Here is a 24,414-nt window from a genome sequence, read left to right on the forward strand (position 1 = left end):
AAGCGAATGCGCGCAACGCGTTATGCAGCGTACTCCTCGCGGATGGCGTCTATCAGTCCCACGAGCTGCGCGATGAAGAGCGGCTCCAGCGCCGGCCGCTCATTCTCTGGCATCTTCTCAAAGCCCTCAGCCAATTGCGCATTGGCGTACCCTCGGTTTTTGATGTCGGGCACCGCATGCGTGTACATCGGCCCTTTCAAGTCATTGGTCCAATGCTCTGCGACTCCCGGGACAACGGGGAACTGACCATTCTTTCCGTACGGCATCGCCTCGCCCAGCACATCAAAGAACTTCGTCAGGTTGGGCGGTGCCGTACGAGGCGGTTCAAAGCGGGTGTCTCTGTTAAGCACCGACTGGTACAGCTCGACCAGTGAGGTATCGAAAGAGGTTTCGCCTTCGGACATAGGATAGCCCGCTTCCGCAGCAACATTTGCGGTAGGGATGTCTTCCATTTCGTCTCCATCTTGGGAGCGCAACAGGCCAAGTGCGACGGTGACTTTGGGCGCGGGCGTTCCGTTGTAATCGTACAGCCCCTCAAAGTCGAGGCGGAGGTCGTTGTTGTCGATCTTGGCTCCTGCCCGAAAGAGCTGCTCCATGACGTCATCAAAGGCGTATTCGGCGTCGCCCAACACGTTGTATAAGCGGCTACCGTTACCCGTTAGGGTGAGCGTAACCTTCGACAGTTCAAACGGCTCGTTGTCAAATCCACCATCAGCGGCCACACGCAGCAACTGCCCCGTGTAGTACGACAGTCCGCCCATGAGGAGCGTGCTGGTAAGGAAAAATCCTTTCACGACGTTGGCCCCTTCAGCTTGCGAGCGCATGTGATTAAGCGTGCGCTCCAACAGGCGCGATCTGCCCGCTTCGCTCACGTCAGAAATACGCTGCAACAGCCCCAGCCACAGCTGAAGAACGACGCCCTTATCCTTGGCGCTTGTGGCACCGCTCTGGAATTTCTCCAACAGGTTGTCGCTGATCTGGCCCTCAAGGACGCGCGGCGCCCGCTCTTTTACAGCCTCCACGAACAGCCGACGGAAGTCCGGAGACGCCAGCACGTAATCGTTCATCTGCCCAGCGGCCAAACGGAATGATGTTTGGAAAATGGGGGCCTGTCCGTCAAAGGCAATGATATCCGTCGTTCCACCGCCTACATCAAAGATGATGTGTTGGTTGTATCCCTCCACCACGTAATCGCGGGCGGCCTCGCTTTCGCTCGTCATGGGAAGCGGTCTCGTATCTACAAGATCGCCCCACACCATCTCCAGATCATCTCTAAAGTCGTTGCGGAAGGTGTACGTAAACGACTTTGGATACGAAAAGTGAATGTCGGTGATGCGCCTATTTTCTTTTGCAGCTGTGAGGACCACCTGCTTACGGAGGTGGAGCATGAAGACTTTCAGCCAGTCGCGGTTATCCCACTTGATGTCCTGCTTCAGATTAAAGCGTTGCGCGACATCGCTCTGTACTTGCGGGAACCCTCTGATGAGACTGAGCAGCGTAGGGTCGGCTAGGCTGATGTTATCGAAATAGATCAAGCCGTTTTTAACTTCAAACGACCCGCCCGGGCTCACGGCCTCTTGCTGCGTAAGGATTTGGGTGGGAAAGTACAGCTGCGACATTAGCGCATCGTCGCCTCCGCTAAAGTTATAGAAGAAGTCCAACGCGGCGCTTGCTCCTTCAAAAACGTGCCCAAATTGGGCGTTGTAGTTGGGCCGTTCGAGGAGTGTGGTGGTAAGCACCGGAAGCTGCAGAATCTCGGGCTCGGCTGCTTCGTCGCTGGCGTTGCGTACGGCGAGGCAGGTGTTGGAGGTGCCAAAGTCGATACCCACAGCCCATTCGGTAGCATCTTGCCCGGGCTTGCGTGGATCTTTGAGGTCGAGCAGACAGAACCCGCGGTCTGGCACGTGAAAGCCATCGGGCTGCGTGGACATGGAATAGAACATTGCGGCCCCCGTACTTCGCACACTACCCCCGCGCTCTATCTCATCGCCAACTTCCACGCTGTTATCGGTAATGCGCATGCGAACAGCGCCTTCCGCATCCTTCGCAAACGGGTGCACATCTCGAAAATCCCAGTGGGGCGAGAGGCGTAAGCGGGCGTAGTATACGTCATCAGACGAGCCTGCGCCATCATCGCTTGCCGTGATGAGATGGCGTACTGCGCTTACATCGTAGTTAGGAAAGAGCCGCAGATCGAACTGGTCGCGTCCAATGGCCTGATCAATGCAGTATGCACCGTCGCCGGTTGCGCTGTACTGCTTTGTAATGGTGGTCTCGCCAAAGCGAAGCCGCACGATGTAGTTTTGTCCATCGCGCGATAGGTTGGCCTCGGCCGACGCCAGCAACGTTTCGGCGTCAATGATCTCCAAGATTTTAGGATCGAATGGGAGCAGGCAGTACTCCACAATATTGTTTGTCTGAATCTCCAGCCCTTTCCATTCCGCGGAAAGCCCCCCCCGCTCCTCATGCTCGGGGTCGTACGTCGTAAGTATCGTGAGATTCGGCGTAAAGAGATTGTCGACATTCAAAAAGGGCACAGGGATGGCTTCACTCCCCAGCCCCAGCGCTTGCCCCAGATTTTCTCCTTCGCGCGGCAGCGATTGAATGATGGTGTCGTAGTGCTCCGCACCACGATTTCTTTGTGTTTCTTCATTCTTAAACAAGCTAGAGCCACCAAAGTACCGGCCGTACACGCGGACATTCTCTGATCGCAGCTGCTCGTGGGTTACAAGAAGACGACCATCGTGGATGGGCAAGTCGCTCCAAAGAAACTTATCGGAGGCGTCCACCACGATATCCAGAAGCGGGAACGCCGGAGTGTTATCGTCGGCTATGGAACGGGTGTCAACCTCCACATCGTCGGGAACCGCTACGCTGTACAGGTCATCACGCCAGCGTATCAGTTCATCCAAGAGCGCCTCAGCATCGCGATCCTCCATGCCAGAGGTCTTCAATTTGCTGCGGCCCACATTGCTAATGGCATACTCTAGCCAAGCCTTCATCAGCACGCGCATGCGCTCGCGGGTCTCGGGGCTAATTTTAATCGCGCCCTCGGGATCGAGCATTTCGCTTGTGGGGTCATACCACTGCACCGGGGCGTTTGGGGCGGCATGGTCGTACCAGTACAGGCCGGATAAGCGCTTGGGCGGGGTGGCCGCCGGGTAGATGCCCGTGAGTGGCGAGCGTCCGGCAAGCACTTCTTCCGTTCCGTCGTTCCATATCGTGTAGAAGCGCACCGGATTCCACTGATCGGTGCCGCCCGGCGTAGCCTGTAGCGCGGGCACCAGCACCGAGCGAATGGTGTCCGTGGCGTTTTCGCTGAGCCGGATGCTGCGAAGCCGAATGTCAAGATCTAAAACATCGCGTAACGCAAACGTCGCGAGCAATCCCCGCAGCGTACGGCGTGCCTTGGCCTGCAAAGTTTGGCGACCTTTGGAGGCTAACGCATGCCCCTCGTCGCGGTCCTCTGCGTCGCCCAGGGAGCGCAAAAATAGATTCGCATAGAACAGGTACGCGCGGGTTACGGGCGATGGAATGCGCCCCAGCGTGGAGGCATCCTTTACGTTCATGGCGCTTCCAATTTGTTCGAGACGCTCGGTCGGGCCCTCAGCGAACGCCCCGTCTTGGGAATTGAATGGAAATGCATTGCCGGGAGGAAGAAATCGAGACATGTGAAAGCAAAAAATTGATGTTGAAGAATCTACGGTGTTTAATGCCTTCGTCAACGACAGACGTACGGCATTTGCAATAGGCGTGTCGGCAACAAACGACAGATGGCGGCAGGCATTAGGCCGTCACGGCCGTTCGCGTGTATCCATCAGGAACGCTGTGCAGGCCGTTGCGGCTCAAAGCAGCCTCTACATCTCCGCGCGTGATGGCAAGCGGTATGCGATTTCCTTTTATAAGGTTAAACGTAGCGACTTTTGTCTTCACCCGGCGATCATTATTGCTCAGACGTATCATGGCAGCCAGTGCTGCGCGCAGCGTTCGGATCATGGCGTTGTCCTCGTCTGGCGCAATGGTGCGCGATTCGCCCTTCGCATGTCTCGTGTTTACATCGTCGGGACTAATCTGAGACATCGCACTATGGACGGCCGCGTAGTCGCTATCGTCATAGTCCAATAGATCGATGCTTGGGCCGTTGAGAGCCGTCTCGGCCCAGAGCAGCAAGCGGCCGAAGTACTCGGCTACTTCCGTTCGCATATGTCCATAGGTAAAACTGCCTAATGATGCATCATCCTGAATCATTTCAGGACGGCGGTTTTTGCTTGCTCCTTTATACGAAGGGTTATTTTCCGCCCAGGGGTCGATAATGTCTCGATACCAGCCGAAGTGCTGCAGATGGTCGGGCGAGATACTGCGCAGCAGTCGCTCAAGTCCTTTACTCAGGTCGTCACGGCCGCCCTCGTGCAAGTAAAATGCTGCCAGGTGCAAGAGGTATCCCCATTGTTCTTTTAATTCCTCACCGTTGGCATATGGTAACGTCTTCCACCCAATGCTAGACTGTTCGGTGTTGGGCACGAATGCTCGAATGGGCCGCGCATGGGAATCTCCGGCAGCGTTCGCGGCATCAAGCACAGCGAGTGCACCCAAAAACTCCTCGAAGTACGAAGGGTTTGACTGCTTCTCGCTTCCCAAACTGGGCTCAACGGTATTGCGTGCTGGGTTATCAGACCCAATGAGATAAACGCCCTCGTAGGTTGATGACTCAGTGCTGCCATATACCTTACTGTAAAACTGCAACGCACTAGCCGTATCCAGCAGAAAACGATCGGGATCTACGCTTTCTTTGCGGTGTGTCGGTCGGTAGTGCGGTAGGATTTTGACCGCATTCCACGTCAGTGCTTCAAGATTCCGAAGGTGGCCTTCCTCCTTGAGGGCTCGTTCCACACATCCACGTACCACAGGAAGCAGGGAGGCTCCGGTGCCGCCAAATACCGAGGCGGTAACAACAATAGGAACGGGAGCCGTTGCACCGTTTCCAGCGCCGCCAAGGGCGCTCAAGAAGCGTTGCGCGTGTTTGTTCTTGCGCAGCCGATTGTTTAGGTGGTTGGTAATGTGCAGGCAACCAAGATTGGGGCGTGCCCGAAAGCCGTCATCGCATTTTGCAGACCGCTCACTTTCGTCAAAGAACAGTTCGAGGACTTGCCGCATGTCGCGGTCGTCGCCGACCATCGTTTTGAGTCCTCCATCCGTAACGGTATCCAATGGATCGGTTAGTGGATACAAGCGCAGCGTTGTTGAGAACAGACGGGTTCCAACGGCACTCCCACGATCTAATGGGTTCCACCCACTTTCTTTTACGGTGGTATCTACGCTCCAAGGGTATTGCTGAAGATTCGAATACGCCTTTTCGGTGCTTGCAGCCCGCTGCACATTGCCGTTGGTCGCATCCGTATCAATCATCAGTATGTGCACGTTGGGCGGGGCAAGCCCGGCCGCGCACAAGTGAACAAACGATTCTGCGACCTTCGCGCCGGTGCCACCGCCAGTAATCAGAAAAAGAGTGTCAGACATAAGAGGTTATCGTAAGAGCAGAAGATAAAGCTATGGTGCTTCGTTGAACGGCCGCCGTAAAGCGCTCGCGTGGGTCTGGCCAGCCGCCATCAAGCAAAAAGGAGCGGCTGAGACAGGCCAAGCGTCTTACTTCACGACGCGCAGGCAACACTCACTCATATGAGTTGGCCGAGCGCAATGCCGCGCGTTGTGCCGTGGGCATTGCAGGCTGTTTTAGCACCAAACAGTATGCCGAGGGCGATAGCGAATAGCGTAAGTAGGTAGAGCGCCCACGAGATGCCCCCGCCACTTCCAAGGGTAAGCATTCCCAACGGCTGGGAGCCAATGACGTACTGCAGGTCTTCCAACAGATAGTGCACGTCGGGGATGAACGCCTCAAGCAGTGCCAGTCCTACAAAAATAGCAAACGAGACGCCGAGCCACGTACGGTTTCGGCTCCGCAGTCGATCGGCAATGCGTCCGGGGCCGTCATGGCTCCACTGGGTTTTGATATCGCTGTCTGCTTTTACCCAAGCGCCGATGTATGCAAGGATACCACAGCCAATCGCGATGAGAAAAATGACCATAAAGCTTCAGGGGATTCGGAAGATTGTGAGTAGTGGAAGGTTAGGAAGTTGTCCATTGCAAAATGAGTAGCGCGCGGCCTACGACATAGTGCTCGCGCAGTATAGCGCCCATGGTACGCTTCATGTTGAGCGTTTGGCTACAGGCCGAGGGACGGTCGTCGCGGCGCGTGGAGAAGGCATCAGGAACCAGGGCGTTAGCTCCGGCTGGCTCCAGGCCGATAGTAAGGAGTGATGCGACGCGCTGGCGGCTTTGGCTGGCTTGATACAGCATGGGCGTCACGAGATGAGCGCGCAGCGGCTGGCCGGCCACGGGAATTGTGCGGGCCTCGAATACGCGCGGCTTTTCTGTGAGCGTCAGAGCTACGTTTGGAGGGTCCACGTCTACCTCCAGTGTGTCGATCCGCCAGTGCGTATACGATGGTTGCAGCGACCCGCGCACTGTTTCCATTTCGCGATCTGGAAGGTTCGTCCAGGGAGCAGTGCTGTCGAATCGAACTTCGTAGCTCAGCGGCACACGCTTATTGGGAGTGGTTGGACGTCCCGAGTACACATGATCATACCGCGCACTTGTGCGTCCGTGTTTGACGAAGTTGGCCAGTATCCGCGGTGCTCGTCTCTTGTTTACCGGGGCGTAGGCTCGTTCCTGGGCAACAATCGCAGCGCTTGCTTGCCCAATCCGAATCACATGTGCAGGTGCCATGCTACCGCTCCGAAGAATCTTAAGCGCTTCCTTCTGGGCATCGAGCGAGGGAAAAAACCCAAAAATGTAAAAGGGACGATTGTCACACGCGTATTGCACGGTTCCCGTGGTCGGTACTTCGTGATAATATGTGCCCCGGTAGGGCGCCCGATAAGCCATGAGCGTAAAGACGCCTCCGCCTTCGAGCCAGTTGCCAATGGCTGCGACGATTTCCCCGAAGCGCGCACCGTCCACGTCCGACTGTACGCCGTCGCTTATCACCAAGTGCGTGCGCGCCTGCGCCGTGTCAACGAGCGAAGCAAAAAAAGAACCGTAGTCGTTGTTTACATATGTGTACGCTGAAGCCTCCTCTAACAGCACCGGGTTGATCGGTGCTGCCTTTTGGCCGGTCGCCTCTGACGGAAACCCAAATCCATAAAACTGAATGTTGCCTGCCAGCAAGTTGCTTAGACCACGTAGTAAATCGAAATACGTGGACGAGGAGGACGTAGTGAAGGGACGCATGCTTAGCGACCGATCCACGTAAGCAGAAATGGTACCAAGATCTTTCTGCGGGACCGACACAAGGCTGCCCACAGGCCGCACCTTATCCATTACACGCTCGGTTACGGCTGCAGCCTCTTCTTGCGATAACCCGTTGCACGAAGACAAAACGATTGTGACGAGTAAGGCAACGACAACTAGGCCGCCCCCCACAACCCATGGTTTGTTGGTTCCAATATCCATCAGGGACATGTCGCTTTCAGAAAGTAGTGGCGATTCGTCTTATCCATCAGTACCTCATCCCTTTTGGGAAAGCTTGTTGGTGTAAATGAGCCGCATCTCAATGCGGCGATTTCGTTTTCGCCCCGTAAGAGTAGCGTTGGAGGCACGGGGCGTGTATTGCCCATATCCTGTGGCTGACATCGTCACCTTACTTGGGTCGACGCCTGAGGCAATGAGTGATTCCACGACGCGCGTGGCGCGTGCCGTGCTTAACTCCCAATTCGACTGAAACTTTTGATTGTTGATTGGCACGTTGTCGGTGTGCCCGGCCACCTGGATCTCTTTGAGCGTTTGCAACCGTTGATTGCCGCTGTGCCCCGTGATGGCGCGCGCCAACTTATCAAGCAGCATGCTCCCTTGATCACTGAGTACCGCATCACCGCTCTGGAACGTCACATCTGAACCAAACGACAAGTTTTGAATGACCCCATTCGTATTGAGCTGGATGTTGTATCCCTGTGCCTGAAACGAGTTAACAAGTTGCGCAACGCGCTGCTGATCTTGTTCGCGCTGGCGTACCCCAGGATCGACTTTCGTAGGTTTTGAAAGATCAACAGAGCGGGCCACCTGATAGCTGATCATCAACACCAATACCAGCACAAATGCTAGCATGGTATCGGTGAACGCCGGCCAAACGTTGAGGGTATCGGTGCGTGTGCGGGCCATATCAAGAGACAGTCGCAACGGGCGACAGGAAGCGCATCAGGAGGTGGAGGTGATCAAAAGGAGTCCTTTATGTTTTCATATTGCTACCGAGAAACTTCAACATGCAGGATTGGATGATGTGGTATATCGCTTTTAGCGCTCACATACTAATCTATCTAAACCGCTGAAGAATTGCAAGAGGTTTAGCTACAGCTTTGTTCGCAAGATCTTTGTCGAAGGGAAAGAAGCACGTAAAGGCTCCAATGACGTTTGCGTCATCAACCATCAGCTGCGCTCGTAGCTACTGGGCGATTAGGTCTTGCGTGGGTTCAAAATCTCCCGGATGCGTGCGCCGGATTTCGAGATTACCGGTTCCGTAGTGCCCAACGTCGCGCACGTCCCGAAGTGCTTCATCGGCTGCGATGCAGCCTATCAGCGCGGAGTCCTCGAAGTCAGGTTTCACGTACACAACCACCGGACTGCTGGTGGGGGGCCTCCACGCACGCAACGTTCTTTCGCCGCTTGAAAGCAACGTAATACTTGAGCGTTCTCTTGGACGTCGTCGCCGAGTTCGGTGCAGTATGCTCGCACCGCTTCGTAGCGATCTATTAATTCCCGATTGACGGTCGCCAGATAATCCGTGACGGTTTTATAGGTTGTCGCGTTGCCCAACGATGCGCCTGCTTGTCGTTCTTGCGCCGACGCCGTTCGATCGTCTCTGCGGCATTGTTGCCGAGTTGCTCCATCACCAGCAGCTCGAAGTCGCCCCGATGGTCCATCAGCCAGTCCAAGTAAAAGAGCCCCTGGTTGATGACATTCTGATATATCGCATGCTTGTACTCAATGATGACTGGATAGCCACTTTCGTCGAGTCCGAGCGAGTCGATGCGTCCGCCGTGCTTTGGGCCGGTGCTAAATTAGGAAGCAAGAAATTGTACCCCGAGGAAGGCGTCTAGATGTTTTTCGATGAGCTCCTGAATGGGTTTTCCACGGCAAGAGATCGGTCGCTCAGTTCTTCGACCGTTCCATTCGCTGTGCGAAAGCGTTTGATATCGGACATAGACGAACCAATTCAATGAATAGTGCACGATAGAAAAGCGAGTCAGCGGCACAAACACAAAAAAGTAATCACACAGCGATTGGGTCGTTCGGCACAGGAAAAGCGCTGTAAGTAATGCAACGCCCCGCCGGGCCCGCTCGTATACGGGGCGTCGCTGCATGCTTCGCATCCCCCCTGCCGAGCCCCCGCGCCCCCATGGCCAAAGATAATCCGCAGTTCGTGTGTCAGGAATGCGGGCACGTCGCCCACAAGTGGATGGGCAAGTGTCCAGGCTGCGGCGCGTGGAATACGCTCGTGGAGGAGGCCCCGGCTGCTGAAGTGAAGGCCCGCGTGCCCAAGGGGGCATCGGACGCGCCCTCGAACGGCACAACGGGCCGCGGCCCGCGCGTGGCCCCCGAGCGCATCACCGACGTGGAGCTCACCGAGGCGGCGCGCCTGCGCACCGGACGCCCCGAGTTCGACCGCGTGATGGGCGGCGGCATCATGCAGGGCTCCTTTAGCCTCATCGCGGGCGACCCCGGCATCGGCAAGAGCACGCTCATGACGGAGCTGGGCCGCCACCTGCCCCACCACACCATCCTGTACGTTACGGGGGAGGAGTCGAAGCGCCAGGTGAAGCTGCGTGCGCAGCGCCTGGGCGTCGATACCGACAACCTCTTCCTGATGGCCGAAACCAACGTCGAGGAGATCAGCGCGGCGGTGCAAGACCTCGCGCCCGACCTCATGGTCGTCGATTCGATCCAGACCATCTACCGGCCCGACCTGACGAGCGCGCCGGGGTCGGTGAGCCAGGTGCGCGAGAGCACTGCCTCGCTCCTCAAGCTCACCAAAGACCTCGAGTTTTCGAGCTTCCTCGTGGGCCACGTCACCAAAAAGGGCACCATCGCCGGGCCGCGCGTGCTGGAGCACATGGTGGATACCGTCCTTTACTTCGAGGGCGACCGCCACCACGCGTACCGCATCTTGCGCAGCGTCAAAAACCGGTTTGGCGCGGCCAACGAGATTGGCGTATTCGAGATGCGCGAAGACGGCCTGCGCGAGGTGCCCAACCCCAGCGAGATTTTTCTATCGGAGCGCGGCTACGGCGTCAGCGGCTCGGCGGTGGTGTGCTCGATGGAGGGCACCCGCCCGGTGCTCGTGGAAATTCAGGCGCTGGTGACGCCCAGCTCGTACGGCACGCCCCAACGTACCACGACGGGCTTTCCGTACAAGCGCCTGCAGATGCTGCTGGCCGTCCTCGAAAAGCGCGCGGGCCTCGCGTTTAGCGACTACGACGTGTTTGTGAATGTGGCCGGCGGCGTGACGCTCGACGAGCCGGCCGTCGACCTTGGCGTGGCCGTGGCGGCGGCCTCGTCCTTTCGCGACATCCCCAGCGATACGACGGCGGTGCTTGTGGGGGAAGTGGGCCTCGCGGGTGAAATTCGTACCGTCAGCCAGCTGCCGCCGCGCCTTAAGGAGATCGACAAGCTCGGGTTCGATCGCGCGGTCGTTCCGCACAACAACCTGGAGCGCGTGTCGGCGCCGCCCGAGGGGCTCGCGTTGGAAGGCGCCAAGCGGCTCACCGATGCGCTCGACATCGTTCTGTAATGCTACACGCATCCAGCGACAAATCATAGCGTCCAGCGCCAGAAGCCCCGACAGACAACCGTCTGCCGAGGCTTCGTTACTTCTGCACTACCGGCACGTGCATTGTCGTTGCAGCGCCTATTTCTTCGGTTGCGCCATCTCAAGGAGTGCCATGACAGCATCTTCACGCGCATAGGTCAGTGCATCGTACGCCCCATCTGTCTTGTTGGAAATTGACCGGAGCACGGTCTGCGGGTCGCATCCAGCGCATTTTGCCGTCTCAGACAATTCTTTGATGCCTGCCTGTGCGGCTACGTGTGCGGCCTTCTGAATGCGTGCCGCGCTCCAGGTGTCCTTCAGCGCCTGCAGTGCTGGTAAGATTGCACGCGCCATTGGGCTCTTTGTGTCGATTAGCATGGACGTGTACGATGCCACAACGTCATCTGGGACGTTTGCCTTTGCACGAACGAGCCAGCGCTCGATCATGAAGTAGGCGGCTGCTTGCTTGCACATGAACGGCTCGGGACAAGTCGTTCCTTTGTTCAGGATAGATTGAACGGCCGTATGAGCCTTCTGCCACGTGTCGGCATTTGATGCCGCTTCAAGAGCTTGATACGTGTCCGTCAGGTTCTGCATAAAGACACGCACGGTCGCCTCATCGTGGGATTCCAGCGTCGGAATGCCTTCTGCAGGCGTTGCATAATCAAGCGAAAACGACGGCGTGGGCGCTACTGGCTGTTTTGCCTCTTGTGCCATCGGGTCGTCGCAGCCACCAAAGGCGAAAGCAAAAATGAATAGGAGCACACAAGGTAAGCGGAGTAATGCGTACATGTGTCTATATGGATTGGTTGTTTGAGCGTCTACGGGTTGTTTTATTCCCACGCGTCAGGCTTCACGCACCTGGGTGTATAGGCGGCACATTTGCGTGCTTATGTCTCCCTGGAAGGTTTCAGACGACACGTTTCCTCCACAAGTCACCGTAACCGTCGTTGTATTGGTATCTGACTCATAATCCACGATATGGAGACAGGCATTCACCGTAGCGATGCAGTCTCCAGCGTGGGCTTCATGAGCAAGCATGAAGGAGCAGAAGGCTAAGAGGAGGATCTGCCCCCCCGTTTGAGTTTTCGAGACATCCTCATCGGACTGGGTATGCGTTTGTTCTTGTTTATCACACATAGTGTAACTCTAAAATAAGACAACCAAATGCAAATATGCAAAAAGACAAGGGCTTTGATCGCTGCTCTTTTTGAAAGAACCCGTCCAGTAGATCTGCCACTTTGTTGGCACTGCGCGAACCATGCGTGAGCATTTCGCTGCCCGTGCTAGAGTCCTGCCCACGCTTCTTCTGCGCAAAAACCTCTAGCCGCACCGGTGGTATAACATCATCCGCTGCGGCCCGTGGCCCGCGGATTGTTTCTGTCCTCAATGCCTCACGCCCGAGCCTCGTGAATCAGTTTCAGACCTGGTACCGCCAGCAGCCGCCGGTGCTGCGCGCGCTGCTCACCATCAACGCTGCGCTGTACGTGGCTACGGTGCTCCTGGGCCTGTGGCCGGCCGGCATGCGCTTCGTGTGGGATCACCTGGCGTTGCATCCGGCCCTGCCTGGCATTCTGCTGGAGCCGTGGCAGCTCGTCACCTACAGCTTTTTGCACCTGGGCAGCGGCCTCGGCGGCTTCTTGCACATCCTGTTCAACATGCTCTGGCTCTACTGGGTGGGTCGCGAGCTGGAAGAGTTGCACGGCGGCCATCAGCTGCTGGCGTTGTACCTGATGGGTGGGGTGGGCGGCGCGCTGCTTTCGGTGCTGCTGCACCCGATTGCGCCGTTCTTTGTGGGCGACGTCATCTACGGTGCCTCCGGGTCGGTGATTGCCGTGCTGATGGGCGTGGCGCTCTTCTATCCCTACAAAAAGATCGCGCTGTTCCTGTTTGGCACGTTCCGGCTGCTGAATGTGCTGCTCGTCTTTTTGGCCCTCGACCTGCTCTTTTTCCTGTTCGGATCGAGCGTGTCGGTGACGGCCCACTGGGGCGGTGCGTTGGTGGCGTGGGGCTTTGTGCGCGGCGAGCAACGCGGCCTCGACCTCTCCTCGTGGGCCCGCGCCTTTACCGACCGCTCCGACTCTACGAGCTCGTCCGCATCGGGCGGCGGATGGATGCGACGCTCGTCCTCTACCGACGGCTCAGCGCGCAACAAGAAAGGGGCGTGGCGCCAGCGCAGCCGGGCAATGGATAAGGAGGTCGACCGCATCCTCGATAAGATCAGCGAGAAGGGCTACGATGCGCTGAGCGCAGAGGAACGCGAAACCCTAGAGCGCGCCAGTCAATCGTGACACCTGCGGCGTGCAGCGCGGGCTGTCGCCGCTCCGGCGCGATGGGAACCAGCTACCGCCTCGGGCGCATACGACGCGTGCCGTACGTTTCGGTATCGCCTCGTTCTCCTCACCACACCTCGTGTTTATGCGTCGTGCGCTCTTTCGTGCTGTGGCTTTCGTGCCCCTCTTTGTGTTGTTCGTTGCCAATGGATATGCCCAACCGTCCGGGCTTAACGTGCAAACGGAAGCGGTAACCGTGCACGTGGGCGGCGCCGTGCAGGCCGATGGCCGCTTTTTTCCGACCGATCAGCCGGCCCCGGGCGCCGAGCAGTTCGCCCTGCGCCGCGCGCGCATCATCGTGGAGGGAACGATCTACGAGCGCTTTAGCGTCCGCGTCATGCCCAACTTCGGGCAAGGGACTGCAGGCCTCGACGATGCGTACGTGAACATGCGGCTGGCGCCGGCGCTTCAGCTGCGTGGCGGCACGTTTAAGATGCCCGTGGGGCTTGAGTTTGCCCAGAGCCCCTACTACATGCACCTCATCGAGCGGGCCTTTCCCACGGCGTTGGTGCCGGGCCGCAGCGCGGGCGTGATGGTGCATGGCAGCGCGGCCGCCGATCGGGTGCAGTACAGCGTGGGCGTTTTTAACGGCGTGCCCAGCGGGACCAGCGCGGGCACCGACAGCGACAACCTGAGCGATGTGGCGGCGCGCGTGTTCGTGCATCCGTTTGCGCAGGGCGCCCCGGCCCTTCGCGGATTGGGCCTGGGCGTTGGCGCTTCGGCGGGCGAGGCGCAGGGCACGGCGCAGGCGGCCCAGCTCAGCCGGTTTCGCACCTCCGGACGCCAATCCTTTTTTGCCTACGCGCCGTCCACCGTCGCCGACGGCGTTCGCCAGCACCTCGCGCCGCAGGGTTACTGGTACGTGGGGCCGGTGGGCCTCATGGGCGAGTACGTGTGGGCGACGCAGGCGGTACAAAACGGCGGGGCCCAGGCCACCCTCACGCACACCGCGTGGCAGGTTGCGGCGGGCGTCATGCTCACGGGCGAAGACGCGCGCTTCGGGCGCCTCGTGCCGCAGCAGCCGCTCCACGCGGGCGGCATCGGCGCATTTTCGCTGGATGCACGCGTGCACGGCCTCTCGTTGGATGCCGCCACCTTTCCGGCCTTTGCGCGGCCGGCGGAGGCGGCGCAGTCGGCGCGGGCCTGGGCCGTGGGCTTCAGCTGGTATCCCAACCAAAACGTCCGCTTTGTGCTCAACTACGAACAGACGGCGTTCGATACCTTCGGCGCGGCCGCCGATCGCCCCACCGAGCATGCCCTCCTCGGACGCATGCAGCTCGTCTTTTAGCGATGGCTCAGTCGGCTGTGCAACAGCCCGCCCAACGTTCTGGCAAATCATCCCTTCGCTCGCAATGACATGAAAGGTTGGGGGGAGCGTCAAGCGTCGATGGTTCAGATGACCATTCGGGCCGGTTTGCCCTACAGCACTAAAATGACGTGAGGATCTCCATGCCGCAAAAGGATACGCTTCACGGTGGCGGTTCCTCCCTCAAGACGAATCGGCCTGCGTGTTACTGTGGGGCCTCGTGGTAGGCCCGCCAGCCCGCGCGGGTACGGGCCGTGGCGGCTGCCCGCGCCGCGGCATCGGTATCAGCGAACACACCCCAAACGGCCGCGCCCGAGCCCGAGAGGGCCGCGTAGACGGCGCCGCTGTCGTACAGGAGTTGCCGCGCGGTTCCCACCGCCGGATGCCGGTCCATGACGGGTGCCTCGAAATCATTCCCGAGGGCCGCGCGCCACCGATCCGGGGCGTTGCTACGCACCAGCGACGGCAGGTCGGGCCGGTCGTCATCCGACGGCGTCACCCAGCCGTACGCCGCGGGCGTCGACACGTGCACCGGCGGCACCACCACCGCCAGCGGATGCGTGAGCCGAAACGGCCCGCCGCCGGCCGTATGCAGCGGGGTCAGCTGCTCGCCCCGACCCGTGGCGTAGGCCGCCGGCGCATCGAGCAGAAAAAAGGGCACGTCCGATCCCAACCGGGCGGCGAGGGCGTGGAGCTGCGCGGGCGGCGCGTCAAGCTCCCAGAGCCGAACCAGCAGGCGCAGCGTAGCCGCGGCGTCGCTCGATCCGCTGCCCAGCCCCGCGCCGTAAGGCACGCGCTTGTCGAGGTGCAGGCGTGCGCCATGGGACACGCCAAAGGCGTCGCGCAGCGCCATCGCCGCCTGCAGGCACAGGTTCTCCGCGTCGGTGGGCAGCGCCGGATCGGAGCAGGTGAGCGTGAGCGCCTCGGCGGGTTCCGCTGTAATCCGGTCGGCCCAGCCGATGCGATGAAAGACGGTGGCAAGGTCGTGGAAGCCGTCTGGGCGCTTCCGCAAGACGTGAAGGCCGATGTTAATTTTGGCGGGGGCTGCGATGTCCATAAAAAGACCGGGGGGTGTAACGAAAGCGCGCGTTGCGGCGTCTGTACCCGTAGAACGATCCTTCGATTCATCTACCGCTGCTTGCCATGCGTATCCTGTGCCTCTTGCTGCTTCTGGGGTGGAGCCTCGCGCCCGCCGCAGCCCGCGCCCTGACCCCGCCCGATTCGACAGATCCCACGGCCGCAACGCATCCCGTTGAGCCGGTGCGCCCCCTGTTCGATCCGCCGCCGTGGCCCGCGTATGCCGGGGCGTCGGTCGGCTACACCCACGCCGCGTCGCCCTTCCGCACCGCGTCGCCGCTGTATCTCGACGTGCCGCCGGTGCGCTACAACCGCGCCGAGGGGCTGGTGGTGGGCCTGCACCGCGATCCGCTGAACTGGCACGGCAGCCGGCACGCAAAAGTGTTCGGCCAGGTCGGCTACGCCACCGCGCTGCGCGACATCCGCTATGCCGTGGGCGGCGAGGTGCGCGTGTACGAAACGCGCGCGTCGGGGCTCAAGCTCGGCGCCTTCTATCACGAAAACACGCACACCATCGACGCCTGGAAAAGCGCCTGGGTGGAGAACTCGCTCGCGGCCCTCGTCGCGGGATACGACGCCTTCGACTACTACGAGGCGCAGGGCGTGCGGGCGTATGCCATGCAGCGCCTGGGGCCCGCGCTGGTCTTGAGCGGAGGCTTCGAGGCGGCCGTGCATCGCTCGTTGCCGCAAGGCACCGACTGGTCGGTCTTTGGCGATCGCTTCCGGCCCAACCCGGCCATCGCACCGGGGCAATTGCACGCCGTAGTGCTTGCCGCCACCACCGGACGCGTGCGCAACCGTGCGTCGCTTCCCACGGGGCACGCGCTGCGGGTAACGGCTGAACTTGGACAGGGCGTGGGCGGCGACTTCTCGTTCAATCGCTACCGCGCCGATGCCCGCGCCTACCTGCGCACATCGGACGCCACCCGGCTGCTCATGCGTCTGCGCGGGGGCTACGGCACCGCTGGCACGCCCATCCAACGACAGTTTGCCCTGGGCGGACGCGGTACGATGCGCGGCTATCCGCAGAACGCCTTTCGCGGCACGCAAGCCCTTGTGGGCACCGTGAGCGTGCTGATGCGCGACGCCACGCTGATCGATCCGTTCGATGATGTCTTCCTCTCGCTCTTTGCCGATGCGGGCTGGGTGGGCGCGCCCGGCGTGCGGTTTGCCGCTGCCGACGTGCTGCCCTCCGCTGGGTTTGGCATTGGCCTCGACGACCGCCAGCTGCGCCTGGAGGTGGCCTGGCCCCTGCGCAACGTAAACGGCGAGGGCTACCGACCATCTATTGGCCTGCGCATCGCCCCGAACTTTTAGGCGGATGGGTCGTGCAGGGCCGTGCACAGCCCCCGGAGATGCCTTCAGCCGATCCATGACGCACACCACGCACGACGTAACGATCGACGTGCGCACCGGCGACATTGCCCATCAGGCCGATGTGACCGCGGTGGTGAATGCCGCCAACGCGCAACTGCGGTCGGGCGGCGGGGTGGCGGGCGCGCTGCACCGCGCCGCGGGTCCGGGACTGGCCGAGGAGGCGGCTCCGCTGGCGCCCCTTGCGCCGGGTGAGGCCGTGGTGACGAGCGGGCACAACCTGCCCAACGACGTTGTCATCCACGCCCTGGGGCCGGTGTACGGCCGCGATACGCCCTCCGACGAATTGCTAGCTACGGCCTACCGCAACGTACTGGCTTGTGCCGAAGGTGAAGGCATTGCGCGCCTCGCTACGCCCGCGCTGTCGACGGGCGCCTTTGGCTATCCGATGGAGGACGCCGCGCGCGTCGCGTTGCAAGCCGTGCTGGACGAGGCTCCTACGCTGGACGTCGTTACGTACGTTCGCTTCGTGCTGTACGACGACCGCGCGCTGCGCATCCACGAACGTGCGTTAAAAACCCTGATCGACGTGTGATGCCCACCCCGCGCTCTCCCGACGACTGGATGGCCCAGGCCACCACCGACCTGCGCGCCGCCGAGCACTTGCTGACGGGCGGTTTTGCGCGGCATGCCGCCGTGCTGGCCCACCTGGCCGCCGAGAGGGCCATGAAGGCCGTGTGGCAGGCGCGCCACGGGGGGACGCCGCCGGTGACGCACCATCTGCCGGTCCTGCGGGAGGATGTGCCGGGGCCGGTGCCCGCCTTGGTGGAGGAGGCCCTGGACGCCCTTGCGCGGGGCGGCCTGCCCGCGCTCTACGCCGATACCTGGACCGACGGCGTTCCGGCGGCCGCGGCCCGCGCACGGGTGAGCCATGCCCACGACGTCTTCGCGTGGGCGGCCGAGCAGTTACACGTGTCGTCTGCCGACAGGGACTAAAAAGACCTTGCCCGGCATACTTGACATTGCGCTTTGGTCTTAAGGGAAAAGGCTGGCAGACCGCTCGTCCGTACAAATTCGCTCACTGATGCCACGGTGCGGGCCGTGTCGGTCTGACGTCAGTTACTTACAGCAGCGCCTCTTTTGCTTTTTCAGATTTGAGGCAATCGATCCGGCAGCGTTCGACCGCTTCACGCGAACTCGACCTGCGAGCAGTCGTTGTCTAAAAACCTCGACCATAAGAACGGTGGATCTCATGAAGACCGACCAGATTACCATCCGAGTAGATGCCAAGGCTGCACAAGCCTATCGGGCCGCTTCTGAGGAAGAACGTCGCAAGATCGATTCGCTGCTCAACCTAAAGCTCCGCAGCGCTACACGCTCTCAGGTGTCCCTGAAAACGTATATGGACGAGATCAGTCGACGAGCAAAACAGCGTGGACTTACTCCTGAAATCTTGGATTCACTTCTGAATGAAGGATAGACCTCCGTGCGTTTTCGACACCAACAGTCTTATTAGTGCTCTCCTGATTAGCACCTCTGTCCCACGTAGAGCGTTTGACAAAGCGTTGGATTACTATCAGCTTTTGATCTCGGATGAGGTCGTAGGCGCGTTCGACGACGTGGCCGGACGCGAAAAATTCGAGGCGTATCTCAGCGTAGGTGAGCGAGAAGAATTTGAAGAGTTATTGCATCGAGAAGCACAATTTGTAGCGGTCACAAACAATAGAAGCGAGCCGCGATCCAGATGACGATAAGTTCCTGGAGCTGGCTCTTGCTGGCGGTGCAGAAGTGATCATCAGTGGAGACAACAATCTTTTGGTCCTTGATCCATTTCGAGGTGTACGTATTGCGAGGCCAAGAGCATTTGTTGAAGCATTTCCTCCATTGGAGAACGAAGCGCGATAATTCCCCGTGACTGAATAAGCGTCCGGGGATACGTCAGTGCGAGGGGGCATCCGGCACTGTTTCGGCCGCATCGATTTATCAACCAGTGGCGGTGCAAGAGTGCGACCTGCGAGTCTCTGGCAGTGGTGACAGACCCGGAGCGCAGGAAGAGCAGAGCCGCTACGTGACAGGTCGCTGGCCTACACCTCTCGTGGCGGTAAAACTGCGCTACAGCTGACAACGGACCGGGCCGTTCTGATTGCATCCAATCGCGCTGGCAACGCGCGCTACGCTTCATGCTTTGTAATGAAAGCAGAAAGACGGTTTTCTGTATCAATCACGTCTGAAGGTGGCGTCTTTGCTGCAGCTTTTGTATGGTAAAAATGATGAACGCCTGAGCTGCGGCGTTATCTAGCCCTTGCACTCGTTGGTAGTTGAACAGATCAAACAGTTGCAGCATGAGATACCTCTCCCTTCTCCTTGTCGTTGGCCTTTGCTGGGCCGCCCCGGTGTGCGCCCAACACCGCACCCTATCGCTTGAAGCAAGCTATCCGCTTCCAATTGGCAATACGTTTCTTTCCCAGTACGACGGTGTCGTCGGCGGTAGCGTCACGATGGGACAGCCGATCGGCGGACGTTTTGCGCTTCGTCTTGGGCTCCAGTACAACCGGTTGCATTGGGACCGCGCGGGTACAAACGCGAACATCTATACCCCGCGCGTTGGACTGGCCTACCAATGGAAGGTCAGCGATCGCATCGCGATCATCCCCGCCGTGGGCGGAAGCTACACGCGGTTCGTATTCGTGAACGACGTCGTAAGACCCGAAAAATATGTCGCCACACTAAACGGCGGCGGGTTCTGGGTCGGGCTCACGCCGCAGTACCGGGTAAATGATCGATGGGCACTTGGACTTGCGATGGAGTACAGGGCTACGTTCATGGAGAGGTCTGATACTAGTATTAATACGCAATATAACGAACAGTACCACGCGCTGGTATTTGGCATTGTCGGAACGTATACATTCTGACAGAACCGGCAAACCATCTGATGGCCGCATAGACGGCGTGCCGCCATTTGCCGCGTCATCTTCAAAGCTTCTACGGCATCATGAGTGTCCAACGCAGCATCCGAAAGGTTGCACTGATTCTGCTCCTGCCCCTTGTGCTCTGGGGCTGTGACGTGACGGGCGCGCCCGACATCGAGGAAGCCCTCACCGTCGTCTCCGAGCAAGCGCAATACACGCTCAATCCCGTAGCGGAGGTTACGCTGGTTGTGACCAACAAATCGCCGCAAGCGCTCTTCCTCCCAACCTGCGGCCCCAACTTGTCCTACAGCGTAGAGCGACGGGTGCGCGCAACGTGGAAAACCCACAGCGTCGTACTGTGTCCGGCGGTATTGGGTTGGGAGGACAAACGAGTCGCTCCTGGCGCCACCTTCCGCTTTACCGTGCGCATAAGCGAGGAAGGGCGCTACCGGGTACATCTGTCATACGAGACGAGCCCGGATGCCGAGCCGTCGAAAAATGTCCGGTCGGAGGTGTTTGTCGTCAAAGCAAACGCATGAGGCGAAGCCGCGCCGCGGCAACCGGCAGACCTGTCGAGGAAAGATGGGCAGCAAGCCAACCTGCGTGCTGCCAGGCCAATGCGTTGACTTTTAGGTCATGGGTTGTTTATCCTTTGATGTATTTTGTAAAAAGGTCAAGGGCTGTACAGGTTGAGATGAACGATGCAGCGACTAAGGAGACCAAGGATTCGTTCGCGCGCTCGGCGGGCCTTTGGGCCTTGTCTGTTGCGGTTGCGGTGGTGGTAATGATGGGGTTTAAAGCCCTGGCTTACCAACTTGGCGCAGACGATCTGTCCACCAATCATCCGGTGGCCATGGGCGTTAGCATGGTTGCCTTTATCCTTTTGAACCGGGGATTCAGAAAGGGGTGGTCGGACATTGGTCGAGCAGATGTGGTGTATGGACTTGCTGTGGGCAGTGGTGTAGCGATACTCGCGACGCTACTTCGTCCCGATGTATTGCAATGGATTGTCGGCCTCCTGTAGCGGGTCCGACGAACTACTACGCACGCAGTATCCTCGCAGAGACCTTTACATTGTGGTGGATGGGGGCAGTGCGCACTTTTCACGGTGGGTGTACGGTCGGGGGATGATAAGCGGCACTACGCACGGCCCACCGGGTGGATCGGTCGCGTCGCTGCTCATGGGGCTTGGAATCGCCATTGGTCGGTAGGCGGAAGGAAAGAAAAAGGCACTGGATCAGATCCGTGAGAATGTGGCGCAGCTGAAAGCCCGTCTAAAGACGAAAGAGTAGCTCGTTTCTATGGCGCAGCGGGTGCAACCAACACCGCCGCCCGCTCATAGCACACACGTCCATGTGTTTGTTCGTATGCTTGTGTGCCCATGACCCTCGCGCTTGTTGGAACCGGCCAGATGGGCCAGGCCGTCGCGGCGCTCGCGCCCGATCGCGGCCATACCATCGCCGCCCGCTTCAACACCGACCGCCCGCTCACCGACGCGGCCCCCGCGGCCCTCGCGGGCGTCGACGCTGTCATCGACTTCTCGCTGCCCGATGTGGCCCTCGCGCACCTCAAGCGCTACGCCCGCTGGCAGGTGCCGGCCGTCATGGGCACCACCGGCTGGTACGACGCGCGCGCCACGGTGCACGACTGGTTCACGGCCCACGACGGCACGCTCCTCTACGCGGCCAACTTCTCGCTTGGCATCGCGGTGCTGCGCCGCGCCCTGGCCGGCGCCCTCCCCCTCCTCAACGCGCTGCCCGACTACGACGCGTTCGTCCACGAGACGCACCACAACCAAAAGGTCGACAGCCCCAGCGGCACGGCGGAGATGCTGGCCGAAGATGTGCTGGCGGCGCTCGACCGGAAGACGCACGCCACCCCCGAGGCGCAGCACGAACGGATCGATCCGGCCGCGCTGCACGTGTCGTCGACCCGCGTGGGCACCACGTTTGGCGAACACACCGTCGGGTTCGACGGCGCGCACGACCGCCTGGAGCTCTCGCACCGCGCGAAGGGCCGCACCGGGTTCGCCTTTGGCGCGCTTCGCTGTGCGGAGTGGGTGCAGGGCCGCACCGGCGTGTTTACGCTCGACGACGTGCTCGACGACTGGCTAGCGCCCACCGACTGATTCCAAGCTTCCTCTTGCCTTATGTCTGATCTTCTGTTTCGGGGCGCGGCCCCGGCCCTCGTGACGCCGTTCACCGCTGACGGCGCGCTCGACCTCGCGGCGTTTCGGCGCCTCATCGACACGCAAATCGACGGCGGCGTGTCGGCGCTGGTGGTGCTGGGCACCACGGGCGAAAATCCGACCGTGACCGATGCCGAACGGGCGACGCTCGTGGACGCCGCCGTGGCGCACACCGCCGGGCGCGTGCCGGTGATTGTGGGCACCGGGACGAACAACACCGCCCAAAGCATCCGCTTCTCCGAAGAAGCCGCCGCCGCTGGTGCTGACGGGCTGCTGGTGGTGGGCCCCTACTACAACAAACCCTCGCAGGCTAGCTTTCAGGCCCACGTGCGGGCCATCGCCGAGGCCACGCCGCTGCCCATCCTACTGTACAACGTACCGGGCCGCACCAGCTTCAACATCAGTGCCGACACGACGCTCAAGCTGGCCACCACGGTAGAGACGGTGGTGGGCGTGAAGGAGGCCTCGGGCAACCTGGCCCAAATTGGCGACATCCTGGCGGGGCGCCCCGATGGGTTTGCGGTGTACGCGGGCGACGACGAAATCTTCCTCCCGCTGGCCGCGCTTGGGGCCGACGGCGTCGTCTCGGTGGTGGCCAACGCCGTGCCCGACGACTTCTGCGCCATGGTTGCCGCTGCCCTCAACGGACGCTTCGATGCGGCGCGCACCCAGCACGAGGCGTTGCTGCCGGCCATGCGGGCGTGCTTCCTGGAAACCAATCCCGTGCCCGTAAAAACGGTGCTCGCGGCCACCGGCGCCATGGCCGACCGCGTGCGGTTGCCGCTGGAGCCGCTCGCCCCCAACGCGGCGCTCCGGGGGCGCATCCTGGATGCCTTCGCTCCGTTCCTGGCGCTCGACCGCCCGGCGTGATCTTGCGTCCGCCTCGGGCGTACAACGCCATCCGCGTTCCGCTTTCTTCCGTGTTGTATCGCTATGCTACGCTTGCTTCGCATCGGGCTGCTCTGTGCGCTGGTGGCGCTTGGTAGCGGCAGTGGCGCCGCGCCGTTTACCGTTGCCGCGGTGAAGTACGACGGCGGCGGCGACTGGTACCAAGCCAAAACGCCCCTCCCGAACCTGCTGCAGTTTGTGCGGCAGCAAACGGCCATTCCCATCGCTACCGAGCCCGCCGTGGTGGAGCTCTCCGGCAGCGACCTGTTCCGCTACCCCGTGCTCTTCTTGTCGGGCCACGGGAATGTGGTGTTCAGTGCAGAAGAAGCACGCACCCTGCGGCGCTATCTGATGGGCGGCGGCTTCCTGTACGTCGACGACGATTACGGCCTGGATAAGCACATCCGGCGCGAGCTGCAGAAGGTCTTTCCCGAGCGCGCGCTGCAAGAGGTGCCGTTCGACCATCCCATCTACCAGACGCCGTTTTCGTTCAGCGGCGGCCCGCCCAAGATCCACGCGCACGATGGCAAAGCGCCACAGGGCTTCGGCCTCTTTGTGGAGGGGCGCCTGGCGGTGTACTACACGTACGAAACCAACATCAGCGACGGGTGGGAGGCGCCCAGCGTGCACCACGATCCGCCCGATGTGCGCCGCACGGCACTGCGCATGGGAACGAACATTCTAACGTATGCGCTTACCCACTGACGTTTTTTGCTTATAGCTTGCCTGCATGATTCCCGTTTGGCTCACCGACACCGTTACGCCCAACCTGCACCGCGCCCTGCACTACACCAACCTGTGGGGGCTGGAAGGCATTGAGCTGCGTACCGTGGGCGGGCCGGAGGATCGCGTGCCGGAGGTCAACGAGAAGAAGGTGGTGGAGCAGCTGCGCGACCGGCACGTGCTCGTCGCCGCCATCAACCCCAGCTTGTTTGAGGGGCCCGTGGCCGCGCGGGCCGCGTGGATGAACGACCTGATTCGGCTGGACGAGGCGCTGCGCTTTGCCGAGCGCCTCGGGTGCCCGCGCATCGTCATTCCGCCGTTTGCGGCCACGCCCACGGCCGATGTGGACGCCATGGCCGAGGCGCTGCGCCGCGCCAGTGACCGGGCCGCCGGGCACGACGTGCACCTGGCCCTTGCGCACGGTCCCGCCACCGGATGCCCGACGGGCGCCGCCCTCGCCGATCTGCTTATCGCCATCGACCGATCCAATGTGCGCGCCGTGTGGGACCCCGCGGCCGCCGTGCGGGCCGGCGAAGATCCCGCCGAAGGCATCATGGCGCTGGGCGAGCGCATTAGCCTGGTGCGGTGCAGCAACGGCACGATCACCGAAGACGGGCACTGGACCGACACGCTGCTCACCGAAGGAATGATCGACTGGTCCGAACAGCTTCAGCTCCTCGACGCCCTTGGCTTCCGCGGCCCCCTAAGCCTGGAAGTGTACACGGAGCCGCGTCCCAAAGCCGGCGTCCGCGATGCTGCCACCCTCATCCGTCACATCCGCAGCGTGCATCAGGCGGCCGCCTCCTCGGCCGGGTAAG

The 24,414-nt window shown here is 60.7% G+C and carries 22 protein-coding genes and 1 pseudogene; 15 read left to right on the top strand and 8 right to left on the bottom strand.

What is annotated here, in order from left to right; translation table 11 throughout:
- Positions 1–20: 20 nt before the first annotated feature.
- The 6 genes and pseudogenes from SALLO_RS0111270 to SALLO_RS18970 form a co-directional block, all read right to left on the bottom strand.
- Entirely contained in the window at positions 21–3,671 is a 3,651-nt protein-coding gene (locus SALLO_RS0111270; protein ID WP_157621417.1) for an acetate and sugar kinases/Hsc70/actin family protein, read from the bottom strand.
- Positions 3,672–3,786: 115 nt separating this feature from the next.
- Positions 3,787–5,517 (bottom strand): hypothetical protein, encoded by a 1,731-nt coding sequence (locus SALLO_RS0111275; protein ID WP_022836409.1) that lies wholly within the window; start codon positions 5,515–5,517, stop codon positions 3,787–3,789.
- 155 nt (positions 5,518–5,672) lie between these two features.
- The gene (locus SALLO_RS0111280) at positions 5,673–6,083 is read right to left on the bottom strand and encodes a hypothetical protein (RefSeq protein ID WP_022836410.1); all 411 of its coding nucleotides are present in this window, start codon (positions 6,081–6,083) and stop codon (positions 5,673–5,675) included.
- A 40-nt stretch (positions 6,084–6,123) separates the two neighbouring features.
- A complete protein-coding gene (locus SALLO_RS0111285; RefSeq protein ID WP_157621419.1) occupies positions 6,124–7,287 on the bottom strand; it encodes a hypothetical protein in 1,164 nt (387 codons plus the stop codon).
- 276 nt (positions 7,288–7,563) lie between these two features.
- Entirely contained in the window at positions 7,564–8,214 is a 651-nt protein-coding gene (locus SALLO_RS17890; RefSeq protein WP_022836412.1) for an OmpA/MotB family protein, read from the bottom strand.
- 280 nt (positions 8,215–8,494) lie between these two features.
- A pseudogene (locus SALLO_RS18970) lies at positions 8,495–9,253 on the bottom strand (DUF5655 domain-containing protein).
- Between the two features lie 195 nt (positions 9,254–9,448).
- On the opposite strand from SALLO_RS18970, the gene radA reads away from it, so the two are divergent.
- Complete coding sequence (radA, locus tag SALLO_RS0111305) at positions 9,449–10,840, top strand: DNA repair protein RadA (RefSeq protein WP_022836414.1); 1,392 nt, start codon at positions 9,449–9,451, stop codon at positions 10,838–10,840.
- A 117-nt stretch (positions 10,841–10,957) separates the two neighbouring features.
- Here radA and SALLO_RS0111310 read toward each other — a convergent pair whose 3' ends face one another.
- Positions 10,958–11,650 carry a hypothetical protein gene (locus SALLO_RS0111310; protein WP_022836415.1) on the bottom strand — a complete coding sequence of 231 codons (693 nt, stop codon included), beginning with the start codon at positions 11,648–11,650 and terminating at the stop codon, positions 10,958–10,960.
- A gap of 617 nt (positions 11,651–12,267) precedes the next feature.
- Here SALLO_RS0111310 and SALLO_RS0111320 point away from each other — a divergent pair.
- Together SALLO_RS0111320 and SALLO_RS16790 are read left to right on the top strand one after the other, a co-directional pair.
- Positions 12,268–13,149, top strand: coding sequence for a rhomboid family intramembrane serine protease (locus tag SALLO_RS0111320; protein ID WP_022836416.1), 882 nt, complete (start codon positions 12,268–12,270; stop codon positions 13,147–13,149).
- Positions 13,150–13,276: 127 nt separating this feature from the next.
- Complete coding sequence (locus SALLO_RS16790; protein WP_022836417.1) at positions 13,277–14,479, top strand: OprO/OprP family phosphate-selective porin; 1,203 nt, start codon at positions 13,277–13,279, stop codon at positions 14,477–14,479.
- Between the two features lie 223 nt (positions 14,480–14,702).
- Here SALLO_RS16790 and ispE read toward each other — a convergent pair whose 3' ends face one another.
- On the bottom strand, positions 14,703–15,554 hold the full coding sequence (gene ispE, locus SALLO_RS16795) for a 4-(cytidine 5'-diphospho)-2-C-methyl-D-erythritol kinase (protein ID WP_022836418.1): 852 nt from the start codon (positions 15,552–15,554) through the stop codon (positions 14,703–14,705).
- Positions 15,555–15,640: 86 nt separating this feature from the next.
- Between ispE and SALLO_RS16800 the strand changes: the two genes are divergently transcribed.
- The 12 genes from SALLO_RS16800 (at position 15,641) to SALLO_RS0111385 (ending at position 24,413) form a co-directional block, all read left to right on the top strand.
- Positions 15,641–16,891: a BamA/TamA family outer membrane protein gene (locus SALLO_RS16800; protein ID WP_022836419.1), complete on the top strand. Its 1,251-nt coding sequence runs from the start codon at positions 15,641–15,643 to the stop codon at positions 16,889–16,891.
- 55 nt (positions 16,892–16,946) lie between these two features.
- Entirely contained in the window at positions 16,947–17,483 is a 537-nt protein-coding gene (locus SALLO_RS0111340) for a macro domain-containing protein (protein ID WP_022836420.1), read from the top strand.
- Complete coding sequence (locus SALLO_RS16805) at positions 17,483–17,884, top strand: HEPN domain-containing protein (protein WP_022836421.1); 402 nt, start codon at positions 17,483–17,485, stop codon at positions 17,882–17,884. Before SALLO_RS0111340 ends, SALLO_RS16805 begins: the two co-directional genes overlap by 1 nt.
- Before the next feature lie 256 nt (positions 17,885–18,140).
- Positions 18,141–18,368, top strand: a complete 228-nt coding sequence (locus SALLO_RS18275; RefSeq protein WP_084696269.1) for a hypothetical protein — start codon at positions 18,141–18,143, stop codon at positions 18,366–18,368.
- 242 nt (positions 18,369–18,610) lie between these two features.
- Positions 18,611–18,793 carry a putative toxin-antitoxin system toxin component, PIN family gene (locus SALLO_RS18975; RefSeq protein ID WP_084696270.1) on the top strand — a complete coding sequence of 61 codons (183 nt, stop codon included), beginning with the start codon at positions 18,611–18,613 and terminating at the stop codon, positions 18,791–18,793.
- A 437-nt stretch (positions 18,794–19,230) separates the two neighbouring features.
- Complete coding sequence (locus SALLO_RS0111355; RefSeq protein ID WP_022836423.1) at positions 19,231–19,800, top strand: hypothetical protein; 570 nt, start codon at positions 19,231–19,233, stop codon at positions 19,798–19,800.
- 80 nt (positions 19,801–19,880) lie between these two features.
- On the top strand, positions 19,881–20,336 hold the full coding sequence (locus SALLO_RS0111360) for a hypothetical protein (protein ID WP_157621421.1): 456 nt from the start codon (positions 19,881–19,883) through the stop codon (positions 20,334–20,336).
- Positions 20,337–20,491: 155 nt separating this feature from the next.
- Positions 20,492–20,821, top strand: a complete 330-nt coding sequence (locus SALLO_RS0111365) for a hypothetical protein (protein WP_028567181.1) — start codon at positions 20,492–20,494, stop codon at positions 20,819–20,821.
- A gap of 357 nt (positions 20,822–21,178) precedes the next feature.
- Positions 21,179–21,925, top strand: a complete 747-nt coding sequence (gene dapB, locus SALLO_RS0111370; RefSeq protein WP_022836426.1) for a 4-hydroxy-tetrahydrodipicolinate reductase — start codon at positions 21,179–21,181, stop codon at positions 21,923–21,925.
- A gap of 21 nt (positions 21,926–21,946) precedes the next feature.
- Complete coding sequence (gene dapA / locus SALLO_RS0111375; protein ID WP_022836427.1) at positions 21,947–22,855, top strand: 4-hydroxy-tetrahydrodipicolinate synthase; 909 nt, start codon at positions 21,947–21,949, stop codon at positions 22,853–22,855.
- A gap of 63 nt (positions 22,856–22,918) precedes the next feature.
- Positions 22,919–23,578, top strand: coding sequence for a DUF4159 domain-containing protein (locus SALLO_RS0111380; protein ID WP_022836428.1), 660 nt, complete (start codon positions 22,919–22,921; stop codon positions 23,576–23,578).
- A gap of 25 nt (positions 23,579–23,603) precedes the next feature.
- Positions 23,604–24,413 (top strand): sugar phosphate isomerase/epimerase family protein, encoded by an 810-nt coding sequence (locus SALLO_RS0111385; RefSeq protein WP_022836429.1) that lies wholly within the window; start codon positions 23,604–23,606, stop codon positions 24,411–24,413.
- Position 24,414 lies beyond the last annotated feature (1 nt).

Origin of the sequence: Salisaeta longa DSM 21114 (assembly GCF_000419585.1) — a bacterium.
Classification (GTDB): Bacteria; Bacteroidota; Rhodothermia; order Rhodothermales; family Salinibacteraceae; genus Salisaeta; species Salisaeta longa.